This is a genomic window from Serratia plymuthica NBRC 102599 (assembly GCF_001590925.1).
Lineage (GTDB): Bacteria > Pseudomonadota > Gammaproteobacteria > Enterobacterales > Enterobacteriaceae > Serratia > Serratia plymuthica.
In genome coordinates this window covers 76,507-95,067 of sequence record NZ_BCTU01000028.1, presented here as the reverse complement: position 1 = coordinate 95,067, position 18,561 = coordinate 76,507, and the positions used below count along the sequence as shown (strand labels likewise).

General features: G+C 53.2%; 16 protein-coding genes. 6 read left to right on the top strand and 10 right to left on the bottom strand.

The genetic code is table 11. From position 1 onward, the window contains the following. Positions 1–349 precede the first annotated feature (349 nt). Both SPL01S_RS19390 and SPL01S_RS19385 read right to left on the bottom strand, forming a co-directional pair. Entirely contained in the window at positions 350–709 is a 360-nt protein-coding gene (locus SPL01S_RS19390) for a hypothetical protein (RefSeq protein ID WP_063202318.1), read from the bottom strand. Between the two features lie 189 nt (positions 710–898). Further along, positions 899–1,183: a DUF3892 domain-containing protein gene (locus tag SPL01S_RS19385; RefSeq protein WP_063202317.1), complete on the bottom strand. Its 285-nt coding sequence runs from the start codon at positions 1,181–1,183 to the stop codon at positions 899–901. Between the two features lie 297 nt (positions 1,184–1,480). Between SPL01S_RS19385 and SPL01S_RS19380 the strand changes: the two genes are divergently transcribed. Continuing rightward, entirely contained in the window at positions 1,481–1,981 is a 501-nt protein-coding gene (locus SPL01S_RS19380) for a hypothetical protein (RefSeq protein WP_063202315.1), read from the top strand. 98 nt (positions 1,982–2,079) lie between these two features. Here SPL01S_RS19380 and SPL01S_RS19375 read toward each other — a convergent pair whose 3' ends face one another. Continuing rightward, positions 2,080–3,222, bottom strand: coding sequence for a Fic family protein (locus tag SPL01S_RS19375; RefSeq protein ID WP_063202313.1), 1,143 nt, complete (start codon positions 3,220–3,222; stop codon positions 2,080–2,082). Positions 3,223–3,763: 541 nt separating this feature from the next. Here SPL01S_RS19375 and lpxP point away from each other — a divergent pair. From lpxP to SPL01S_RS19360, 3 genes are all read left to right on the top strand, one after another. Continuing rightward, positions 3,764–4,684 (top strand): kdo(2)-lipid IV(A) palmitoleoyltransferase, encoded by a 921-nt coding sequence (gene lpxP, locus SPL01S_RS19370; protein ID WP_063202311.1) that lies wholly within the window; start codon positions 3,764–3,766, stop codon positions 4,682–4,684. 127 nt (positions 4,685–4,811) lie between these two features. Continuing rightward, the gene (locus tag SPL01S_RS19365) at positions 4,812–5,507 is read left to right on the top strand and encodes a CTP synthase C-terminal region-related (seleno)protein (RefSeq protein ID WP_063202309.1); all 696 of its coding nucleotides are present in this window, start codon (positions 4,812–4,814) and stop codon (positions 5,505–5,507) included. A 656-nt stretch (positions 5,508–6,163) separates the two neighbouring features. Continuing rightward, on the top strand, positions 6,164–10,105 hold the full coding sequence (locus tag SPL01S_RS19360; protein ID WP_063202307.1) for a non-ribosomal peptide synthetase: 3,942 nt from the start codon (positions 6,164–6,166) through the stop codon (positions 10,103–10,105). Between the two features lie 47 nt (positions 10,106–10,152). Here SPL01S_RS19360 and SPL01S_RS19355 read toward each other — a convergent pair whose 3' ends face one another. After that, on the bottom strand, positions 10,153–10,842 hold the full coding sequence (locus SPL01S_RS19355) for an LrgB family protein (RefSeq protein WP_004948704.1): 690 nt from the start codon (positions 10,840–10,842) through the stop codon (positions 10,153–10,155). Then, positions 10,835–11,257: a CidA/LrgA family protein gene (locus SPL01S_RS19350; protein ID WP_063202305.1), complete on the bottom strand. Its 423-nt coding sequence runs from the start codon at positions 11,255–11,257 to the stop codon at positions 10,835–10,837. Before SPL01S_RS19350 ends, SPL01S_RS19355 begins: the two co-directional genes overlap by 8 nt. 135 nt (positions 11,258–11,392) lie before the next feature. Between SPL01S_RS19350 and SPL01S_RS19345 the strand changes: the two genes are divergently transcribed. Next, entirely contained in the window at positions 11,393–12,280 is an 888-nt protein-coding gene (locus SPL01S_RS19345; protein ID WP_062791602.1) for a LysR family transcriptional regulator, read from the top strand. Positions 12,281–12,309: 29 nt separating this feature from the next. Here the strand turns inward: SPL01S_RS19345 and SPL01S_RS19340 are convergent, their stop codons facing one another. The 4 genes from SPL01S_RS19340 to SPL01S_RS19325 form a co-directional block, all read right to left on the bottom strand. Further along, a complete protein-coding gene (locus SPL01S_RS19340) occupies positions 12,310–13,959 on the bottom strand; it encodes a Na+/H+ antiporter (RefSeq protein WP_063202303.1) in 1,650 nt (549 codons plus the stop codon). Between the two features lie 184 nt (positions 13,960–14,143). Next, positions 14,144–15,505: an NCS2 family permease gene (locus tag SPL01S_RS19335; protein WP_004948711.1), complete on the bottom strand. Its 1,362-nt coding sequence runs from the start codon at positions 15,503–15,505 to the stop codon at positions 14,144–14,146. Between the two features lie 355 nt (positions 15,506–15,860). After that, on the bottom strand, positions 15,861–16,268 hold the full coding sequence (locus SPL01S_RS19330) for a VOC family protein (protein ID WP_063202301.1): 408 nt from the start codon (positions 16,266–16,268) through the stop codon (positions 15,861–15,863). Between the two features lie 47 nt (positions 16,269–16,315). After that, positions 16,316–16,984, bottom strand: coding sequence for a glutathione S-transferase family protein (locus SPL01S_RS19325; protein ID WP_004948715.1), 669 nt, complete (start codon positions 16,982–16,984; stop codon positions 16,316–16,318). Positions 16,985–17,300: 316 nt separating this feature from the next. Here SPL01S_RS19325 and bhsA point away from each other — a divergent pair, with 316 nt between their 5' ends. Then, a complete protein-coding gene (gene bhsA / locus SPL01S_RS19320) occupies positions 17,301–17,561 on the top strand; it encodes a multiple stress resistance protein BhsA (protein WP_062868861.1) in 261 nt (86 codons plus the stop codon). A gap of 56 nt (positions 17,562–17,617) precedes the next feature. On the opposite strand, the gene SPL01S_RS19315 is transcribed toward bhsA, so the two are convergent. Beyond that, complete coding sequence (locus SPL01S_RS19315; protein ID WP_063202299.1) at positions 17,618–18,535, bottom strand: LysR family transcriptional regulator; 918 nt, start codon at positions 18,533–18,535, stop codon at positions 17,618–17,620. Positions 18,536–18,561 lie beyond the last annotated feature (26 nt).

Below are 18,561 nucleotides of genomic sequence, written 5' to 3'. Positions count from 1 at the left end.
GGTCATTCTTTGTTAACTTCCTTCGTTATGGGTCAAAAAACACACCAGCAAGCCATACAGGCGCAAAGAGAGCCTATCTACAGCTTATGACGAGTGACGTTGCGCTCGCTCATGCCCAATACCGCTGCAATAACCGCAAAGGAAGTCATTGCTCAGATGGTCGAAGAGTTCAGACGGCTTGATATCCAGTCCAGCAATAAAATGACTATTGCTAAGCTAAACGAATTGGGGTTGCAGCCTGCTCGCGGTGGGATATGGGCCACCAGTACGGTGGACAATATGAAGTGCAGGATGAAACGAATGACAAATTAGCAAGAAAAGGCCACCCACAGGCAGCCTGTCATGTTACTTATGCGTGGTTTTCACAGCCAGGCAGGCTTTTATCGATTATCAAATTACCTTCAGCCCGAACACCGATCTTACCGAATAAGAACGAGTGATTAAGCTGAGTGATAACCACATTGCTCAAACCGACAGCGCACTTATCTTTCTCAATAGCTTTATCGATAGCCGTTTTCATGTTAGGGAAACCTGTAGGGAAGATAATTACCGGGTAAGAATCTTCGGCTGTAACGCGCTGTCCAGTAACGAATTTATTACCATTGATGTTGTAGTTCTTAGTGCTACCTACAGTCAGGTCAGCAACGCGCATCGAACACCCAGAGAGAAGCACTGCAGACACTACTGCCAAAATTGCTATTTTTTTCATTTTAATTCCAATAATTTACTTTAGAAAGCATACCTAAAAATCAGGCATTGGAATTCTAGCAAGCACCCTACACAATTTATACATTTCAATACACATGACTTATAACAAACCTGATGGCTAGGTTAGGGGCTGCTAACCCTTACCTATAACAAGCGGACATAAATCCTTCAATCAGCAGTTACTCAGTGGTTACGGGCACTCTGGCAAACTCAGTAAATTATTAGGCTGCTCGCCATCATTTTGAGTTTTGATATACTTATTACCTGCAGCACTGGTAGCAACAATCACCTTAACTTTATGAATTCCCGTTCCTACGTAAAAACTCCATTTGCCAGACTCGATTCCTTCTATAGCGGCTTCTTGAGTGATCTTCCAACGCTCAGTAGGCGAGTTAAGTCCTCCAATATGAGTAATTCTCTCATGTGCGCTTTGTCTGTTACTTTTATTGATGCAAAGAATCTGATGTTCAGACATATCAATTTCCTCTTTAACTATTTAAATAATATAAAAAAGTCTTTTATGCTGCATATCTACGAACACGGCAATAGTCATGAGTTAATTTTTCGGAATACCAAAGAACAATAGCAATGAAATAATTACAATTAAAACAATATGTGGCCATATGAAAATCGCATTAACTCAGCACATCCAGTATGCATAACTTACATTTCATTTCCATATGCAAGAATATTATTATATCTATGAAAACGATAGTTATGCTGTTTGGCACGAAACAATTAAAGTAAAATCAAATAATAACGAGATGATACTATGAAAAAACTAATTAAATACACATTACTCTCTTCGGTGTTGTTCACATCCTTTGCACACGCACAATGGCTTACTCAAGTAGATGACGATCTTTTTACTGGTGGCAAAAAAGCGACCTTGGTAGGAGACTTGCAGGGTGCTGATGCTGCATTAATTTTTGACTGTACGAAGCAAAAATTAACCATCTCCTATGCTGAAAGATACGGGGAGCAAGAAGCAGTATCCGCTACCCCATTCAATCTAATTGTGAAAGTAGATGCTGGCGATGCTCACAAAATGGATGCCCAATCAAAGAGGCGCAACAGTAAATATCTTGAAATTTCATCTGATGACAGAGAACAGATAGAGCCAATACTTAAAAGCCTGCTACAGGCTAAGAGCAAGGTTCTCGTTGGGTTGGAAACCAAGGACGGAGGTAATCAATTCTCAGCATCGGGTAGTGTCGCTGGCTCAACAAAAGCTGCTGACCAGTTTATTAAGGCATGTGAATTAAAAATTTAAGCGGTTCATAGCTGGATGGTTCATTATAGTAAAAAAGTCACCACATCCAGCTATAAAACCCAATTTCACCACAATTCCAATATTTTTTCTAAAAACCATCACAACTCAGGAATGAACCCCTCGTCCTTCAGTGAATTTATTACCCCGCGAATAAGGTAAGAGTTTGAAAATTTTGCCGTATATGTTCTAGCTCCAGGCTCCACAGGTTGCAGAAGGCCACGATCAACCAATTTACCTATTTGATAGGTGATCTGAGGGGATTTCATGCCAGGTAACGCTTCTCTTAAATCACCAGCTCTGACAGTCCCCATATCTACGGTTCGTTTTAAAACTCGAGTCTCCGTTTCATTGATGAGACCCCGACCTTGGGAAAAATCGATAGCGGGGTATAAAATTTTTGAGCTCAAAAAATGATGGTTAGTCAGTTGGTCAACCTTCTTCAACTCAGATGAAATACCAGCCAGAACATACAAGCACCAGTTCTCCAGGCCTTGCCCCGCTCCCGTATCTGCTTCTGCAAGCATCGCATAATACCTTTCCCTATCATTACAAAACACGGCTGTTGGGTTCAGTACACGTCCACCAGCCTGGACGTTAAAACCATACTTGATCAGCAGAGCATAGGTGAGTAGCCGAACGGTCCTACCATTCCCATTACCAAATGGGTGCACCCAACCAAATCGGTGATGCGCCAGCGCTATCTTCATCAGATCATACTTTGGTCGGTCTTGGCGATTGATGAATTCAGTCAGCTCCTGCATGTAGCCAGCAACATGGATAAAATCTGGAGGCAGATGCTCTGATTGCGCAATACTCACACTATGCTGCCGATAAGCTCCGGGAGTTCTATCCCCTTCCCGCTCCAGTCCAACAACAGCAATCGCATGCAGCTCACGAACAAAATGCTCGGTAATATCGTCACCAGACTTAAGGTGCTCATCAATGAAGTTCATCGCATTTTCAATGTTGCCGATCTCTTTGAGCTGATCGTTGGAAGATTCCGTACCATCGACCTTACTTTCCACATAATCTGCCAAGGTCGTGTGGTTTCCCTCAATGCGGGCGGATCCCAGACTCTCCAGCATGTGGAAAACGGCCTTAAGCTGTACAAAAAGCAACGGGTGAACATCGGTTTCAAGGCGTAGATGACGTAAAAGCTCAAGCTCAGTTAAGACATCGACCAAGGGAGAATCAAAACTAGGGTTGAGCAAGTTGAGGTCAAAGTGTGTGAATTGCGGCATTGAAGTTAACCTATCTTAACTGGTAGTTAAATATTATCTCAAAAAAAATCAAAAAAGGCATGTTATAACAGCCACATTGTCATATCCATCACCGTACCACATCTCAAAAATTACCAGTTAGGTAACTCAAATATGGTTACTAACAAACCCAATAGCTGGACAGATAAACAGCACAATAGCTCTCATCTCAAATTTAACACTAATGAAACAATTATCTTTTCAAACGTAAGCGCCTTTTTCTTTGTCTTTACACCGCATCAGCCCCGGCGTAATGCGAATGAGAATATTCGTATGCCCCTCTTCCTTCGTAACCCGTATTGTGTGATACAATACACATTCCTTGAGCCGCCTTCGCTGGCCTACAGCCATCCTTCCGAAGCCTGATAGCAGCGCGAATCGCCCCTTCGAGTGTAAAGATTTAGTCAATTATGGAATCTGGCTAAACCATAATGATGTCTGGGTGTCTTAGTAGTCGTATCGCAATCGAGTGGATCCTTTATGCGTTACAGGTTACTGCCCCCTACTGCATAAATGAGTTGATATGAAGCGTCCACAAGAATTCCGTTCGGCCCTGCTGCACCCGCGCTACTGGTTTACCTGGTTCGGCCTGGCCATTTTGTTCCTGCTGGTTCAACTGCCTTACCCGCTGCTGCACAAGCTCGGCATATGGATGGGCCGCACCTCGATGCGTTTCCTGAAACGCCGCGTCGCCATTACCCGCCGTAACCTGGAGCTGTGCTTCCCGGATATGGACGAGGCGCAACGCGAGCGCAAAGTGATCGGCAATTTCGAATCCCTCGGCATGGGTCTGCTGGAAACCGGTATGGCCTGGTTCTGGTCAGATAAACGCGTCAAACGCTGGTTCAACGTCTCCGGCATCAATCACCTGAAAATGGCGCAGCAGAATGAACGCGGCGTGCTGGTGATTGGCGTGCATTTTATGTCGTTGGAGCTGGGCGGCCGTGCTATGGGGCTGTGCCAACCCATGATGGCGATGTACCGCCCGCACAACAATAAAGCGATGGAATGGGCGCAGACCAAAGGTCGCATGCGCTCCAACAAGGCGATGCTCGATCGCAAAGACCTGCGCGGCATGGTGCATGCACTGAAGCGCGGTGAAGCCGTGTGGTTCGCTCCGGATCAAGACTACGGCCCACGTGGCAGCGTATTCGCGCCGTTATTCGCCGTCGATCAGGCCGCCACCACCAGCGGCACCTTTATGCTGGCGCGTATGGCCAAGCCGGCGCTGGTTCCGGTGGTATTAATACGCCGCGAGAAAGGCCGCGGCTATGACCTGTTGATCCAGCCTGCCCTGGAAGATTACCCGATAGGCGATGAGCTCGCGGCGGCGGCCTATATGAACAAAGTGGTCGAGAAAGAGATCATGCGGGCACCGGAGCAGTACATGTGGCTGCATCGCCGCTTCAAAACCCGGCCGATCGGCGCTCCCTCGCTGTACTGAGCCCAGATTCTGTTTCCCAGCCCGGCCAAAACGCCGGGCTTTTTTGTGCGTTGCGTTTAAAAAACCTGCTGTCGGCCCTTCGGCTTTGCTGTAACCTCTTTTTTTACCCGCACAGGAAAAGGAAACGATGAAAACTCACGTCCGCATTGCTCTGGTCGGTGACTACAAACCCCAGGCCGTATCTCACCAGGCCATCCCCGTCGCTCTCCAGCTCACCGCCGCACACCTTAACGTCGATATTCAATCCCACTGGCTGCCCACAGAAACCCTCACCGACACCTCGGTATTGCAGGATTATGATGCTATCTGGGTGGTACCCGGCAGCCCATACAACCATGACGATGGCGTCTTTATGACCATTCGCCATGCTCGCGAACAGAATATCCCCTTCCTCGGCTCCTGCGGTGGCTTCCAGTATGCGATTGTGGAATACGCTCGTAACGTTATGGGCTGGCACGATGCCGGACATGCGGAAACCGATACCGGCGGCCGGCTGGTTATCGCTCCGTTGAGCTGTTCGCTGGTGGAAAAAAGCGGGGACATTATTTTCCAGCCAGACACGCTGGTCGCCCGCGCTTACGGCAAGCTGGAAACGCATGAAGGCTACCACTGCAATTTCGGCGTTAACCCGGAGTTCGTTGCCGATCTGCAGCAACACCCGCTGATTATCAGTAGCCATGACCACGCAGGTGACGTACGTTCGATAGAGCTGCCGGGACACCGTTTTTACGCCGCTACGCTGTTCCAGTCCGAACGTGCCGCGTTGCGCGATGAGCTGTCGCCGCTGCTGGTCGAGCTGATTAAGACCGCTGCACAAATCTGACAACCCTCACGGCCCTCAGAAAATGAGGGCCACTCATAGCCATAGCCCAACGCGTTGCCGCGAGAAAAGGTACCCACCAATAATTAAATGGTTAACAACCCCCGCTAATATCATTTCCATATTATTAAAGTTAACTAAAACCTGTCTGATAACGGATTATTCATCTCAACTTAATTTTACCGTCATATAAAAGATCATTAATAGCGCCCCGCCGCCCCCCTGTTTATCATTGCATTCATAAGAATATTGCATAAATAATTCTTTATTATTTTTTAAGTTCAACACGTTGCGATCTGCCGAAGGTATCCAGGGAGGATAATCACAAGGATAAACTCACTGTATAAGTCTAACATCAATATAAAAAAATAAAGAAAAAAGACAATATAAACAAACAGATGAAACAAACAAGTGAGAGTTGACTGTCATTATAATAATGATCATTCAAATATATTCTACCTGACGAACTGATTGCAAAAAAAATAAAAATGAAATAATTAGAATTAAAATAAAAACATTTTACATTATTACAAAAAACCATTAAAAAAAATTAATGCAAACCCAGGCCAATTCAATTTTCACCTTTTATAATATTCGGGTGCTTAACGACTGCTAACTCTATTTAAGTCGATTGATTCCTAATTTATGGAGGTGGTTCCGTGTCCGCTTATTCTCTGACAACCGTGCAACAGGCTGTGTGGCTCGACCAATCTTTGAATCCCGAGATCCCATTGTATAACGTAGGGTGTTTATGGCATGTGGAACGGGAAATCTCACTCCCGTTGTTTAAAGAAGCTATCCGCCAAATCCAGCAACAACACGATGCTCTGCAAACCACCCTGAAAGAAGCACCTCAAGGTGTCATTCAGGAGCCGCTGTTCAAAAAACAAATTGAGTTACATTACCATGATTTCTCAAAGGAAAATGATGCATTCAACCAGGCGAAAACACATTTGCGAAGCAAATTTATTCAGCCTTATCAGCTCTACGAAGATTTGCTTTGGCGTTGTCATGTCGCCAGGGTGAACGACACCACGACGCTGTGGTTACTGGCGTCCCATCATCTGATTGCGGATGGCACCTCAATCTCTTTGTTAAGCCGCATGATCATGGATCGTTATAAGCAATTAAAAGCCGGAGAAGAAGGCCAGATCGGCGCCTCTTGTTACCAAAACTTCGTCGTCAGCGACCAGGCCTATCAGCAATCATCACGTTATGAACGCGACCGCGACTGGTGGCTGCAACGCTTTGCCGCGGCCCCGTCTCCAATATTGGAGCGCCGTCAGAATTACTGCGAGCAGCAAACCTACCCTAGCAGCCAAGTTATCAAACGTCTGCCGCACGAGCGTTTTCTTCAACTGGAGCGCTATGCGGCCGAACGGGGTAGCTCGGCGATGCATTTCTTCACCGCCTTGATTGCCCTTTGGTTCGCCCGGATTTGGCAGATGGAACACGTCATTTTGGGCGTTCCGGTTCACAACCGCAGCACCGCAGATCATAAACAAACGCTGGGGATGTTCTCTTCCATGATCCCACTGCGCATCAACGTCGATCTGCAGCACTCCTTCGCAGATCTGTTGCGGCAAATTGGCGGCGAATTGCGGCAATGCTATCGCCATCAACGCTTCCCCATTGCCGAGCTTAACCGTCACTTAAATCTGCACCAACAAGGAAGGCGTCAGCTGTTTGATATCAGTTTTTCGCTGGAAGTTTTCCCTACCGACATCGAGCTGGAAGGCAGCCAGTTTAAGGTTGAGAATATGCACCATGGCCATGAACAATTGCCGCTGGGCATTTACCTGCGCCACTATCTTCCTGGCGAGGATCCCCTGCTGGAATTTAACCTCAATCAGGCTTGGTTCAGCCACGAGGATGGCGAGCGCATCGCCGCCCGCATCATAAGGTTACTCGACGAAGTGCTGGACGGAGATCCGGCACTGCCTGTGGGGAAACTGCCGCTGCTGCTGCCAAACGAACAGCAGCAGATTTTCCACCAATGGAATAATACGCATCAAGTCTGGGCAGACATGCCGCAAAGTTTGCATCAGTTTTTGGAACGGCAGGCTGAGTGCACACCGGACGCTCCGGCCCTCTGCTACGAACACCATTCGATCAGCTATCGTCAATTGAATCTGCAGGCCAACCGGTTTGCCGCGTTCCTGCGGCAGCAAGGTTTGCAACCGGATGATCGTATTGCACTTTGCGTTGACCGTGGACCGGAAATGGTGATCGCCCTGTACGCCATTTTAAAAGCGGGCGCAGCTTATGTACCGCTCGATCCCGATTACCCACAGGATCGCTTGCGCCATATGTTGCAAGATTGCGGCGCTAAGTATGTGCTGATCGACGACGGCGGCGAACACGCATTGCGCCCGCTCCGCGACATCACAGTCCCGCGTTTGCATCTGCAGCGCGACAGCCACCTTTGGCGGCACACGTCGGCGGACAACCTTGCGCCACTGGCTTCTGATCCGCAGCGCAGCCTGGCCTATGTCATTTATACTTCCGGTTCGACGGGGAAACCCAAAGGGGTGATGAATGAACACCGTGGGGTCATCAATCGCCTGTTATGGATGCAACAAGCTTATCCGCTGACGTCGGAGGATGTGGTGTTGCAAAAAACGCCGTTCAGCTTCGACGTGTCAGTTTGGGAATTCTTCTGGCCGCTGATGGTTGGAGCCCGGCTGGCCCTCGCCAAACCGGGCGGCCATCAGGATCCGGAGTATCTGAGCGCCTGCATCGCAAAATACGGCGTCACCACGCTGCACTTTGTTCCCTCAATGCTGCAACTGTTTTTACGGCATGGCGACATGGCGCAGTGCAACGCCTTGCGGCGCATCATGTGCAGCGGCGAAGCTCTGCCGCTCGCCACGGTGCAGCGCTGCCTGCGGCAATTGCCGCAAGCGGAACTGCACAACCTCTATGGCCCGACGGAGGCGGCTGTGGATGTTTCCAGCTGGCATTGTCGTCCCGATGACGAACGGGCACTGGTGCCGATCGGCAAGCCTATCGCCAATACTCAGCTCTATATTCTGGACAATCAGTTGCAGCCACTGCCGCCCGGCGTCGCCGGTGAACTGCATATCGGCGGTATTCAGGTTGCCCGCGGCTACCTGAATCGACCGGAATTAAGCACAGAACGTTTCATTGCCGATCCTTTCAGCCACGATCCTCAGGCGCGCCTGTATAAAACAGGTGACCTTGCGCGCTGGCTGGCGGATGGCAATATCGAATATCTGGGCAGGAACGATTTCCAGGTCAAGATCCATGGCGTACGCATTGAGTTGGGGGAGATTGAGCAGCAATTGAGACTATGCGCCGGCGTGGAAGACGCCGCGATCCTGGCAAAAGAAGACGCCCATGGCGGGAAACGCCTGGTGGCGTATGTCATCGCGCCGGATAAAGACGCGCACCCCACCGACTGGCGCCGTCAGTTGCAGCAACATTTGCCGGATTATATGGTGCCATCCAGTTTTATCCGGCTGGAGGCATTCCCACTCTCCCCTAACGGCAAGCTGGATCGCAAAGCCCTGCCGGCCCCTACCCCGTTGCAGGATACAGTGCCTTATGTACCGCCGCAGACTCCGCAGGAACGGCAGCTTGCCACATTTTGGGGGGAGTTGCTTGGCACAGAACGCATCGGCCTGGATGACGACTTTTTCGCGCTCGGCGGCCATTCGCTGCACGCCATTCAGTTGCTGATCAAGCTGAAACGCAGCGGATATTCGCTGAGTATTAAAACGCTGTTTGCGCACCCCACCCTGCGCCGGCAAGCGCGCATCCTCACCGAGGGTGTTACCCCCGACACAACGCTGGCGGCTCCCGCGCCGCTGCAACAACTGCTGACGAACTTGAACCAGGCCAGCTTTAATTTCAAGCAGATTAAACGTCTGAACCGCTCGTCCGGCACCGACAACGTCTGGATGATTCATCCGGCCGTCACCGGCTGCGATGTTTATCGCGATCTGGCGAACTCTCTGGAGAAGGATTTCAATGTCTTCGGGGTCAACAATTACAACCTGTTCCAGCAACCGCACATCACTTCACTGCGCGAACTGGCATCGTACTATCTCGGCCATATGCGGCTGTCGCCCTCTCATCCCGTACGCTTGCTAGGTTGGTCACTGGGAGGGTTGATTGCGCTGGAAATGGCCGCCCAGCTTGAGAGCCAAGGCTACCGTGATATTCAGCTGTTCTTGCTCGATACGTTTTACCGAACGCAGTTCCAAATCCGCAGTGAACCCGGCATGTTGGCACCGATGCTGGCAATGTTGGGCATCGATGGCGAGGCAGCCGACAGAGCGCTGAAGGCGGAACCGACGGAGCTGGCGCTGGCGAAACAAACGCTCAGCGCACCGCTGCAGCATGCGCGGATCACCCTGTTCAAGGCCACCGAGGATACAAACCTGAACCTCGCAGGTATCGGCGATGAGCGGGAATTACTGGCGATCGCCGACAACGGCCTTTCGGCGATTAGTCGGCATCTGCACGTGCATCCCCTGGCCTGCAACCATAACTCCATTATCTCCAGCCATGATGAGATCGGCCGTGCCTTGCGCGAATCTACTCGTTCACCGGTGATACTCGACGATATTCATTGATATAACAGGTCTGCGGCGCTCGTCGCCGCAGACCTCCATCGACAGACTCACCACATTAACTGGCCAATCAGCGGGGCGGCGATCACCGTGATAACCCCCGCCAACATCATCACCAGGCTGGAAACCACGCCTTCTTCCTGTCCCATTTCATAGGCTTTCGCCGTGCCGGCACCGTGCGACGACGCCCCCAGCCCGGCGCCCTTGGCCAGGCTGCTGCGCACCGCCAGCCGCAGGAACAGAATGTCCCCCACCGCCATGCCGAATACTCCGGTAATCACCACGAACAACGCCACTAAATCCGGCTGGCCCCCCATCTGTTTGGCGGCCTCCAGCGCAAACGGCGTGGTGATGGAACGCACCGCCAGGCTGCGCTGTACCTCTTCAGGCAGCGTTAGCAGCCGCGCCAGCCACACCGAGCTGTAAACCGCCACCAAAACCGCCGTCAATACCCCGGCGGTGAGCGACAGCCAGTGGCGGCGGATAATATGCAGATTTTCATAGACCGGCACTGCAAACGCGATAGTCGCCGGCCCCAACAACCACAGCAGCCAGTGCGTTTCACCGATGTAATCCTGATACGAGATATGCGTCACCACCAGCAACAGCACCAGGATCATGGGGGTCAGCACCAACGGCATCAGCAGCAAAGTGCGATGGCGGCGATAGAGCTTCTTATTGGCGAAGTACAACGCCAGCGTTGCCAGAAAGCAGGCCAGACTAAGGATAAAATCATTCATCGCGCTGTTTCCGTCTCTGCAGCCAAACCTCTAGACGGTATACCCGATCGACCACCAGCCCGGTTGCGCCGAGTGTCAGCATGGTACTGATCGCAATCACCAGGAAAATCTTCCAGCCCTCCACCATCAGCAACTGGGCATAGTTGACCAGCGCCACCACCGCCGGGACAAAAAACAGCAGCATTTCTGCCAGCAGCCAGCGTGAACCGGCCCTGACCCAGCTCAACGGTAAAACCCTCAGCAGGATCAGCGCCAGCAGCATCAGCATGCCGACAATGTTGGCGGGCAGCGGCAGATGAAATTGCTTTACCAACCGGTCGGCAATCAGAAACAGCACCGCATACAAAACAACCTGAACCGGCACCTGCAGGCGGGTCAACAAAGAGGGGGCTGCGCGGCGTAACGCCAATGACATGGAAGATAACCTCAAAAAAATTCAAGGTTTGCAGTATACGCGGCCAGGAAACCTTGCCTGAAATGAATTAAAATCATCAATATCATGCCATCAGGGAATAGTTTCCCGCCGGTATTGCCCTGAGGAGAGCCCAACGTGGATGTCCGTACCCTGCGTTACTTCGTGGAAGTCGTGCGCCAGCAAAGCTTCACCCGCGCGGCGGAGAAACTGTTCGTCACCCAGCCGACCATCAGCAAGATGCTGCGGCATCTGGAAGAAGAGTTGGAGTGTACGCTGCTGATCCGCGAAGGACGCAAGCTGCACCTGACCGACAGCGGCCAGGCAGTGTACCAGCGTGGGTTGGCGATCCTTGATGAGTTCCGCCAACTGGAGGCCGAACTGGAAGACATCAGTTCGGTGAAAAAAGGCGTGTTGCGGCTGGGTATCCCGCCAATGGTCGGTCGGCAGATAGCAGATTTGATCCGCCGGTTTCGCCAGACCTATCCTGGCATTGAACTGAAAATTTCCGAGCTGGGCGGGTTGTCGGTCGAGCAGGCGGTGATGTCCGGCGAACTGGATCTGGCGATGACGATATTGCCCGTCGACCTGGATCAACCGCTGACTTTCTTGCCGCTGCTGAGCCATCCGATGTGCGTGGTTGCGCCGCGTACGCCGCACTGGCTTAACCGCACCAGCATCGATATCGCCGAATTGGCCAACTGGCCGATCCTGATTTATAACGAGGATTTCTCGCTGTACAAAATGCTGATGAAGGCGTTCCGCCTGGCCGGTTTTGAACCGCAGATTGCCGTACGCAGCGGGCAGTGGGATTTCCTGGCATCGATGGTGCAGGCCGGGGTCGGCATCGCTACCCTGCCGGAGCCAGTTTGCCAGTGGCTGGATAAAGAAAACCTGATCTGGCTGCCGCTTGAGCCGCGGATGGAATGGCGTGTAGGGCTCATCTGGCGCCAGGGCAGCTACCTGTCGCACGGCGCCCAGGCCTGGATCGCCTGCTGCCGCGACTACTGGCCGCCGGTCAAATAACTGGGGCCGCGTCTGCGGCCCCGTTGGCATTACCCTTCGCGCTCTATCAGCAGCGCTTCCAGCAGGTCGAGATCGTGCAACAGCTTTTGCAGCGTCTCGTTGCTGATTTTCTGCGTTGCGCGCAGGTGATACAGCTCCCCGCGCTCGGCGCGCAGCGCGGTCAGGCGGAAGCGTCGCTCGAGGTTCTCCAGCATCAGCGCATTTTCGATATCGTCTTTGGTGGTGATGCGCCGCCGCAACGTGCCCACGACCCGTGAACTGATCTCTTTCAGCACCTGCGGGTCGATGTTTTCTTCCACGTCGACGGCCAGGCGTTCTTCCATCTTGTTGATGCTTTCGATCGCCACTTCCGCCGCCATGGCAATCGCCATCCGCTCCTCGCTCTTGCTGGCGCTCTTGTCCGCCACCACTACGCCGCGCAGCAGCAACGGCAATGCCATCACGCCGACGATCAGTGAAAGCAGGATCACGCCGGCGGCGATGAACACCAACTGATAGCGCGCCGGGAAGGCGGTGCCGTCACTTAACAGCAGCGGGATCGACAGCACGCCGGCCAGCGTGATTGCCCCGCGCACCCCAGCGAACGACGCTATCCACAGCTCACGCGTACTGTAATCGCCAAACTGCAATGGCCGTTTTTTCATAAAACGCCGGCTGGCGTTTTTCATCAGCCACAGCCAGGTAAAGCGCAACAACAACAACGCTGCGTAGATAATCGCCACGTCGGCGAACAGGTACCAGGTCTGAATGGTCGGATCCAGCTCTGCCTGCAGGATTGAGGTTTCCAGAATCCCCGGCAGTTGCAGCCCCAACATGATAAACACCATGCCGTTAAACACGAACTCCAGCATCGCCCAGACGCTGTTGGCGCGCAGGCGCATCGCCAGTGGCGCATTGCGGATCACGCCGGACTGGCTGATGGTCATCCCCGCGGCAACCGCAGCCAGAATGCCGGAGACGCCGATATGTTCGGCAATCAAATAGGAAGCGAACGGCAACAGCAGCAGGAACACGATCTGCGTGGCCGGATCATCGCCGCTCCAGCGGCTCATCATCCGCAGCGATTTGCTGTAGCACCAGGTGACAGCCACACCGGCCAGCAGGCCGCCGATAGCGACCTTCAGGAACTCCAGGGTAGCGCCGCCCACGGTAAACACCATGGTACCCATCGCCACCGCGATGGCGAATTTGAGCGAAACCAGGCCGGACGCGTCGTTCATCAGCGCCTCGCCTTCCAGCACGCCCATGATCGGTTTCGGAATACGCCCTTTACCGACGATGCCGCCCAGCGCCACGGCGTCCGTTGGCGACAGCACTGCCGCCAGCGCAAACGCCGCCACCAGCGGGATACCCGGCACCATGGCGTAAATCAGGTAACCGACACCGACCACGGTAAGCAACACCAGCACCAGCGCCAGCCCCAGGATTTCACGGCCGTGATGCAGAAATTTACGCGTTGGGGTTTTCCAACCGTCGGCAAACAGCAGCGGCGGGATAAACAGCACCAGGAACAGTTCGGGGTCAAAGTCGACATGCAGCCCAAAATGCGGCCAGGCCAGCAGAGCCCCGATGGCAATTTGCATTAACGGCAGCGGTATCTGGAACGGCAACATACGTGTCACCACCCCGGACAGGGAAACCACCAGGATCAAAATGAGGATTGTAAAAAATATTTCCATGCTTTCCTTAGACTCTCGGGTTCAGACTACATCTCTGATATATACCCCGATAGTAGATCACTTTTTTTACAGCGATTAAAGCTTGTTGTGCCTTTCAAAACGCAGCACAGAAAGAAGAAGACTTTTCTGAAGGGGAAGAAGGTCAGACTTTCCCCCACCCAACGGGTGGGGGAAACACAGCGGATTAAATCGCCCAACCGCCGGCATAGAACACCACCAGCGCCACCGCGATCAGCACGGTGCCGATATTCAGCTTGCGCCATTCACCGGAGCAAATACGGCCAATCACCAGCGAGCTGAAGCCCAGCATGATACCGGTGACGATATTGCAGGTCAGCACGATAAACACCGCGCACAGCAGGCCGGACATGGCGTCGACAAAGTCGTTGAAGTCCAGCTTGGTGACGTTGCTCAACATCAGCAGGCCGACGTACATCAGCGCCGGTGCAGTAGCGTAAATCGGCACCAGATAAGACAGCGGCGACAAGAACAGGATCAGCAGGAACAGCAGGCCGACCACGGTTGCGGTCAGGCCGGTTTTACCGCCCGCCGCGGTGCCCGCTGCGGATTCGATATAGACCGCCGCCGGGGCCGCGCCCACCAGGCCGGAGAAAATGCTGCTCAGGGAATCCGAGGTCAGCGCCTTGCCGCCGTTGATGATCTGCCCGTCCTTATCCAGCAGGTTGGCCTGCCCCGCCACCGCACGAATGGTGCCGGTAGCGTCAAACACTGCGGTCATCACCAGTGCCAGCACGCTCGGCAACACCACCGGTTGCAACGCACCCATAATATCCAGGCTGAAGATCAACGAATTGCCATTGGCGTCCGCCAGGCTTGGCATGGCGAACAGCCCCTGATATTTCACTGCGGGGTCAAACAGCAGGCCAATCACCGAAATGGCGATGATCACCAGCAGAATACCGCCGGGGACACGCAGTTTTTCCAACCCGAAAATCACCGCCAGGCCGAGCAACGTCATCACCACCGGGAAAGAGGTGAATGCGCCCAGCGCCACCGGCAGGCCATCCAGCGGATTCTTCACTACCAGACCCACGCCGTTGGCGGCGATCAGCAGCAGGAAAAGACCGATGCCGATACCGGTACCGTGCGCCACGCCCATCGGCAAATTGCGCAAGATCCAGGAACGGATGCCGGTTATCGAGATGATGGTGAACAGCACGCCCATCAGGAAGACCGCGCCCAGCGCCACCGGAATGCTGATGTGCTGGCCCAGCACCAGGCTGAAAGCGGTAAAGGCGGTCAGGGAAATCGCACAACCGATGGCCATCGGCAGGTTAGCCCATAGCCCCATCAGCAATGAGCCGAGGCCTGCGACCAGGCAGGTGGCAACAAACACCGCCGTTGGCGGGAAGCCCGCTTTGCCCAACATGCTCGGCACCACGATCACCGAGTAAACCATCGCCAGGAAAGTGGTTAATCCCGCCACCACTTCCTGACGCACGGAGCTGCCGCGTGCGGAAATATTAAAATAGCCATCAAGCCCGCCTTTTGGTTTAACGGCGTTGTTCGCTTGAGAATTCGACATGTTGCTGTCCCCTGTATTTCATTGCCAGCCCGTTTCACAAGGCTTGTTGCTTGTTATTCCGCCCACGCATGTTCATTACGGAATCGTTTCCATCACGTCAGCTTCCCTGCCCTTCGGCCGCTCCGCCCATCGGCGTGGCGTTAAAAGGCAAACGTTTAACTCTCATCGCGTGATACGGGTGATTTATGGTGGTTTATTCAAGGCAAACGATTATCCGGCCTTCCATACCCTCTGATCAACCAAGATCGCGGCAATTCATGCAGAAAAGCGCCGGGATCAATCATTATCGAAATGGCGAGATTTGTCACATAGGTAAATCCGATGGGGCGCCCCCGGCTCAGGGGGCAAAAACCGGCTACTGAGCCTGTGCGGCTTTTTCATCCATGTACATCAGTTCCCAGATATGGCCGTCCAAATCCTGAAAACCGTGGCCGTACATAGAACCGTAATCCTGCGGCTGATTATAGGTATTGCCGCCGGCGGCAATCGCCTTGCGCACCAGGCTATCCACCGCCGCTCGGCTGGGCTGCGACAGGCAAACCAGCACTTCGGTCGCCCTCCTGGCATCGCCAATCGGGTTCGGGGTGAACATTTTGAATTTATCGTGAGTCAGCAACATCACATAAATGGTCTCGCTGACCACCATGCAGGCGGCGGTATCATCGGTAAACTGCTGATTAAAGCTGAAACCCAACTGGGTGAAAAACTCGATGGATGCGGGCAAATTGTCCACCGGCAGGTTAACAAAAATTTGCGTAGGCATAGGCTATCTCCGAACAGACGTTAACCCGTCAAGTATAGTTCATGCCCTCAGCTCAGCAGTTCATAAGGACCGCCCTGCTCCAGTGCCCGCTGGTAGGCTGGCCGGGTATGGATACGCTGCAGATAGCCGCGCAGCTTCGGGCAATTGTCCAGCGAACCGCGCGCCGCCATCGCTTCCAGCGGAAAGCTCATCTGGATATCCGCCGCGCTGAATTCATTGCCGACAAACCAGGTGCTTTTGCTCAGGTGCTGCTCAAGATAATCGCGATGCGTGGCGATCTGTTTGTCCAGATATTCCCGCTGAACCCCTTTGCCAATCGCCCCCGCTAGCGGCCGCAACAACCAGGGGACCGGCGATTGACCCAGGCGGCTGAATACCAGCTTCATGACCTGCAGCGGCATCAGCGATCCTTCCGCATAATGCAGCCAGTAACGGTATTGTTGGCGAGCATGATGGTCAGTCGGGATAAACAGCCCCTGGGCATCGTAGGCTTCTTGCAAATATTCGATAATGGCGCCGGATTCCGCCAGGGTCAGATCGCCATCGACAATCACCGGGGATTTGCCCAACGGGTGGATCTTTTTCAGCTCCGGCGGCGCCAGCAGGGTTTGCGGATCGCGTTGGTAACGCTGTACCTGATAAGGCACACCCAGTTCTTCCAGAAACCACAAGATACGCTGCGAGCGTGAATTATTCAGATGGTGCACGATAACCATAAAGTTTCTCCAGTCCGTTGCCAACCCAGTTCGCCAGTCTGCACGCCGTTACCGATTTGCAGTGGCACGGTGCGCAACGTCAGTCGATCGTCAGTGAAGCGGTAAAAGCGGCTCAGATGCCATTGCGCTCCCCTTTAAGAATCACCTTTAAAGGGTAGTGGCGATTATTCCAGCACGCCAGCCTTCAAAATTAAGTCAATTTATTTGAATTAAATACTCAAAACTCTCCGATTTTCTCTTTGGATATGCAGGTCTATTATTCAACGCATCGAGAGGATACAACCTCTCACCTGACAAACACCCTGAGGATTGAATCATGAAGAACATCAAAATTTTTGCTACCGCTCTGTTGCTGACTACCGCTTCTTTCGCTTCCGTTGCCGCTGAGCAGCCTTCCAGCCAACCTGCGGCCGACGCTCAGAAAATCGGTGTCGTCTCCGTTGCCGGTGCCTCTAACCTGAGCGCACTGGAAGCCGAACTGGCTAACAAGGCCGCTGCATCAGGCGCCAGCTCTTACCGCATCATCGCCGCCGGTGGCCAGAACAAACTGCACGGCACCGCTGAAATCTTCAACTGATCGTCAGACAGCCCACTGACGGAAGAAAGAAGCCCCGCGAGGGGCTTTTCTCGTTTCTAGCGCGCATCAAAACGCGTCGCCAGCTTCTGCAGGCGAAATTGCTCGGTGATGTAATCGACAAACACCCGGGTTTTGCTGGGCAGAAATTTGGTAGTGGGAAAGTAAAGATAGACGCTACCGCGATCGACATACCAGGCTGGCAGCACCCGCAATAAGCGCCCACTTTCCAGATAAGGCAAGGCGCTTGGCATGGCGATCAACGCAATGCCCAGCCCCATTTCCGCCGCTCGCGCCGCCGCCTCCGGCTCATTCACCGTCATGTTAACGGTCATCAAGGGCGCCCGCTGTTCGTTATCCGCATTGCGCAGCGGCAGGTTGCGAATCCGCCCGGTTTGCGGCGAACGGATAAAAATCCCCGCGTGGTTCGCCAACTGTTCCGGTTGGCTCAAAAGCGGATGACGCCGCAGATAATCCGCCGAGGCCACCAATACCCCGTGGGCCGGCGCCAATTCACGCGCAATCATTCCCTGCGCCAATTCAATACCGCCGCCAATTGCGGCGTCGAAGTGTTCGCCAATCATATCCACTTTGCGATTGTCAAAATGCCAGTCTGGCACGATCGCCGGGTAACGTGACAAAAACGCCGGCAACAGGGGCATCACGAAATGCAGACCGAAAGCGGTACCCATGCTGACCTTTAGCGTACCTGCCGCGACAGAGCCACTGCTGTTCACCCTTTTCAGCGCGCACTGGATCGACTGCAAACCGCCGCTCACTTCCTGAAGAAAACGTTCGCCCTCTTCGGTCAGGATCAGCTTGCGCGTATTGCGCTGGAATAGCCGTACCCCCACCAGCGTCTCCAGCTTGGTGACATTTTTCCCCACCGCCGCAGAGCTGATGCCCAGCTTGCGGCCGGCAGCGGAAAAACTGCCGTTTTCCGCGCTGCTGACAAAACATTCCAGATGGCCGAGCATGGCTTTCCTCTGTTGATTTCAAACCT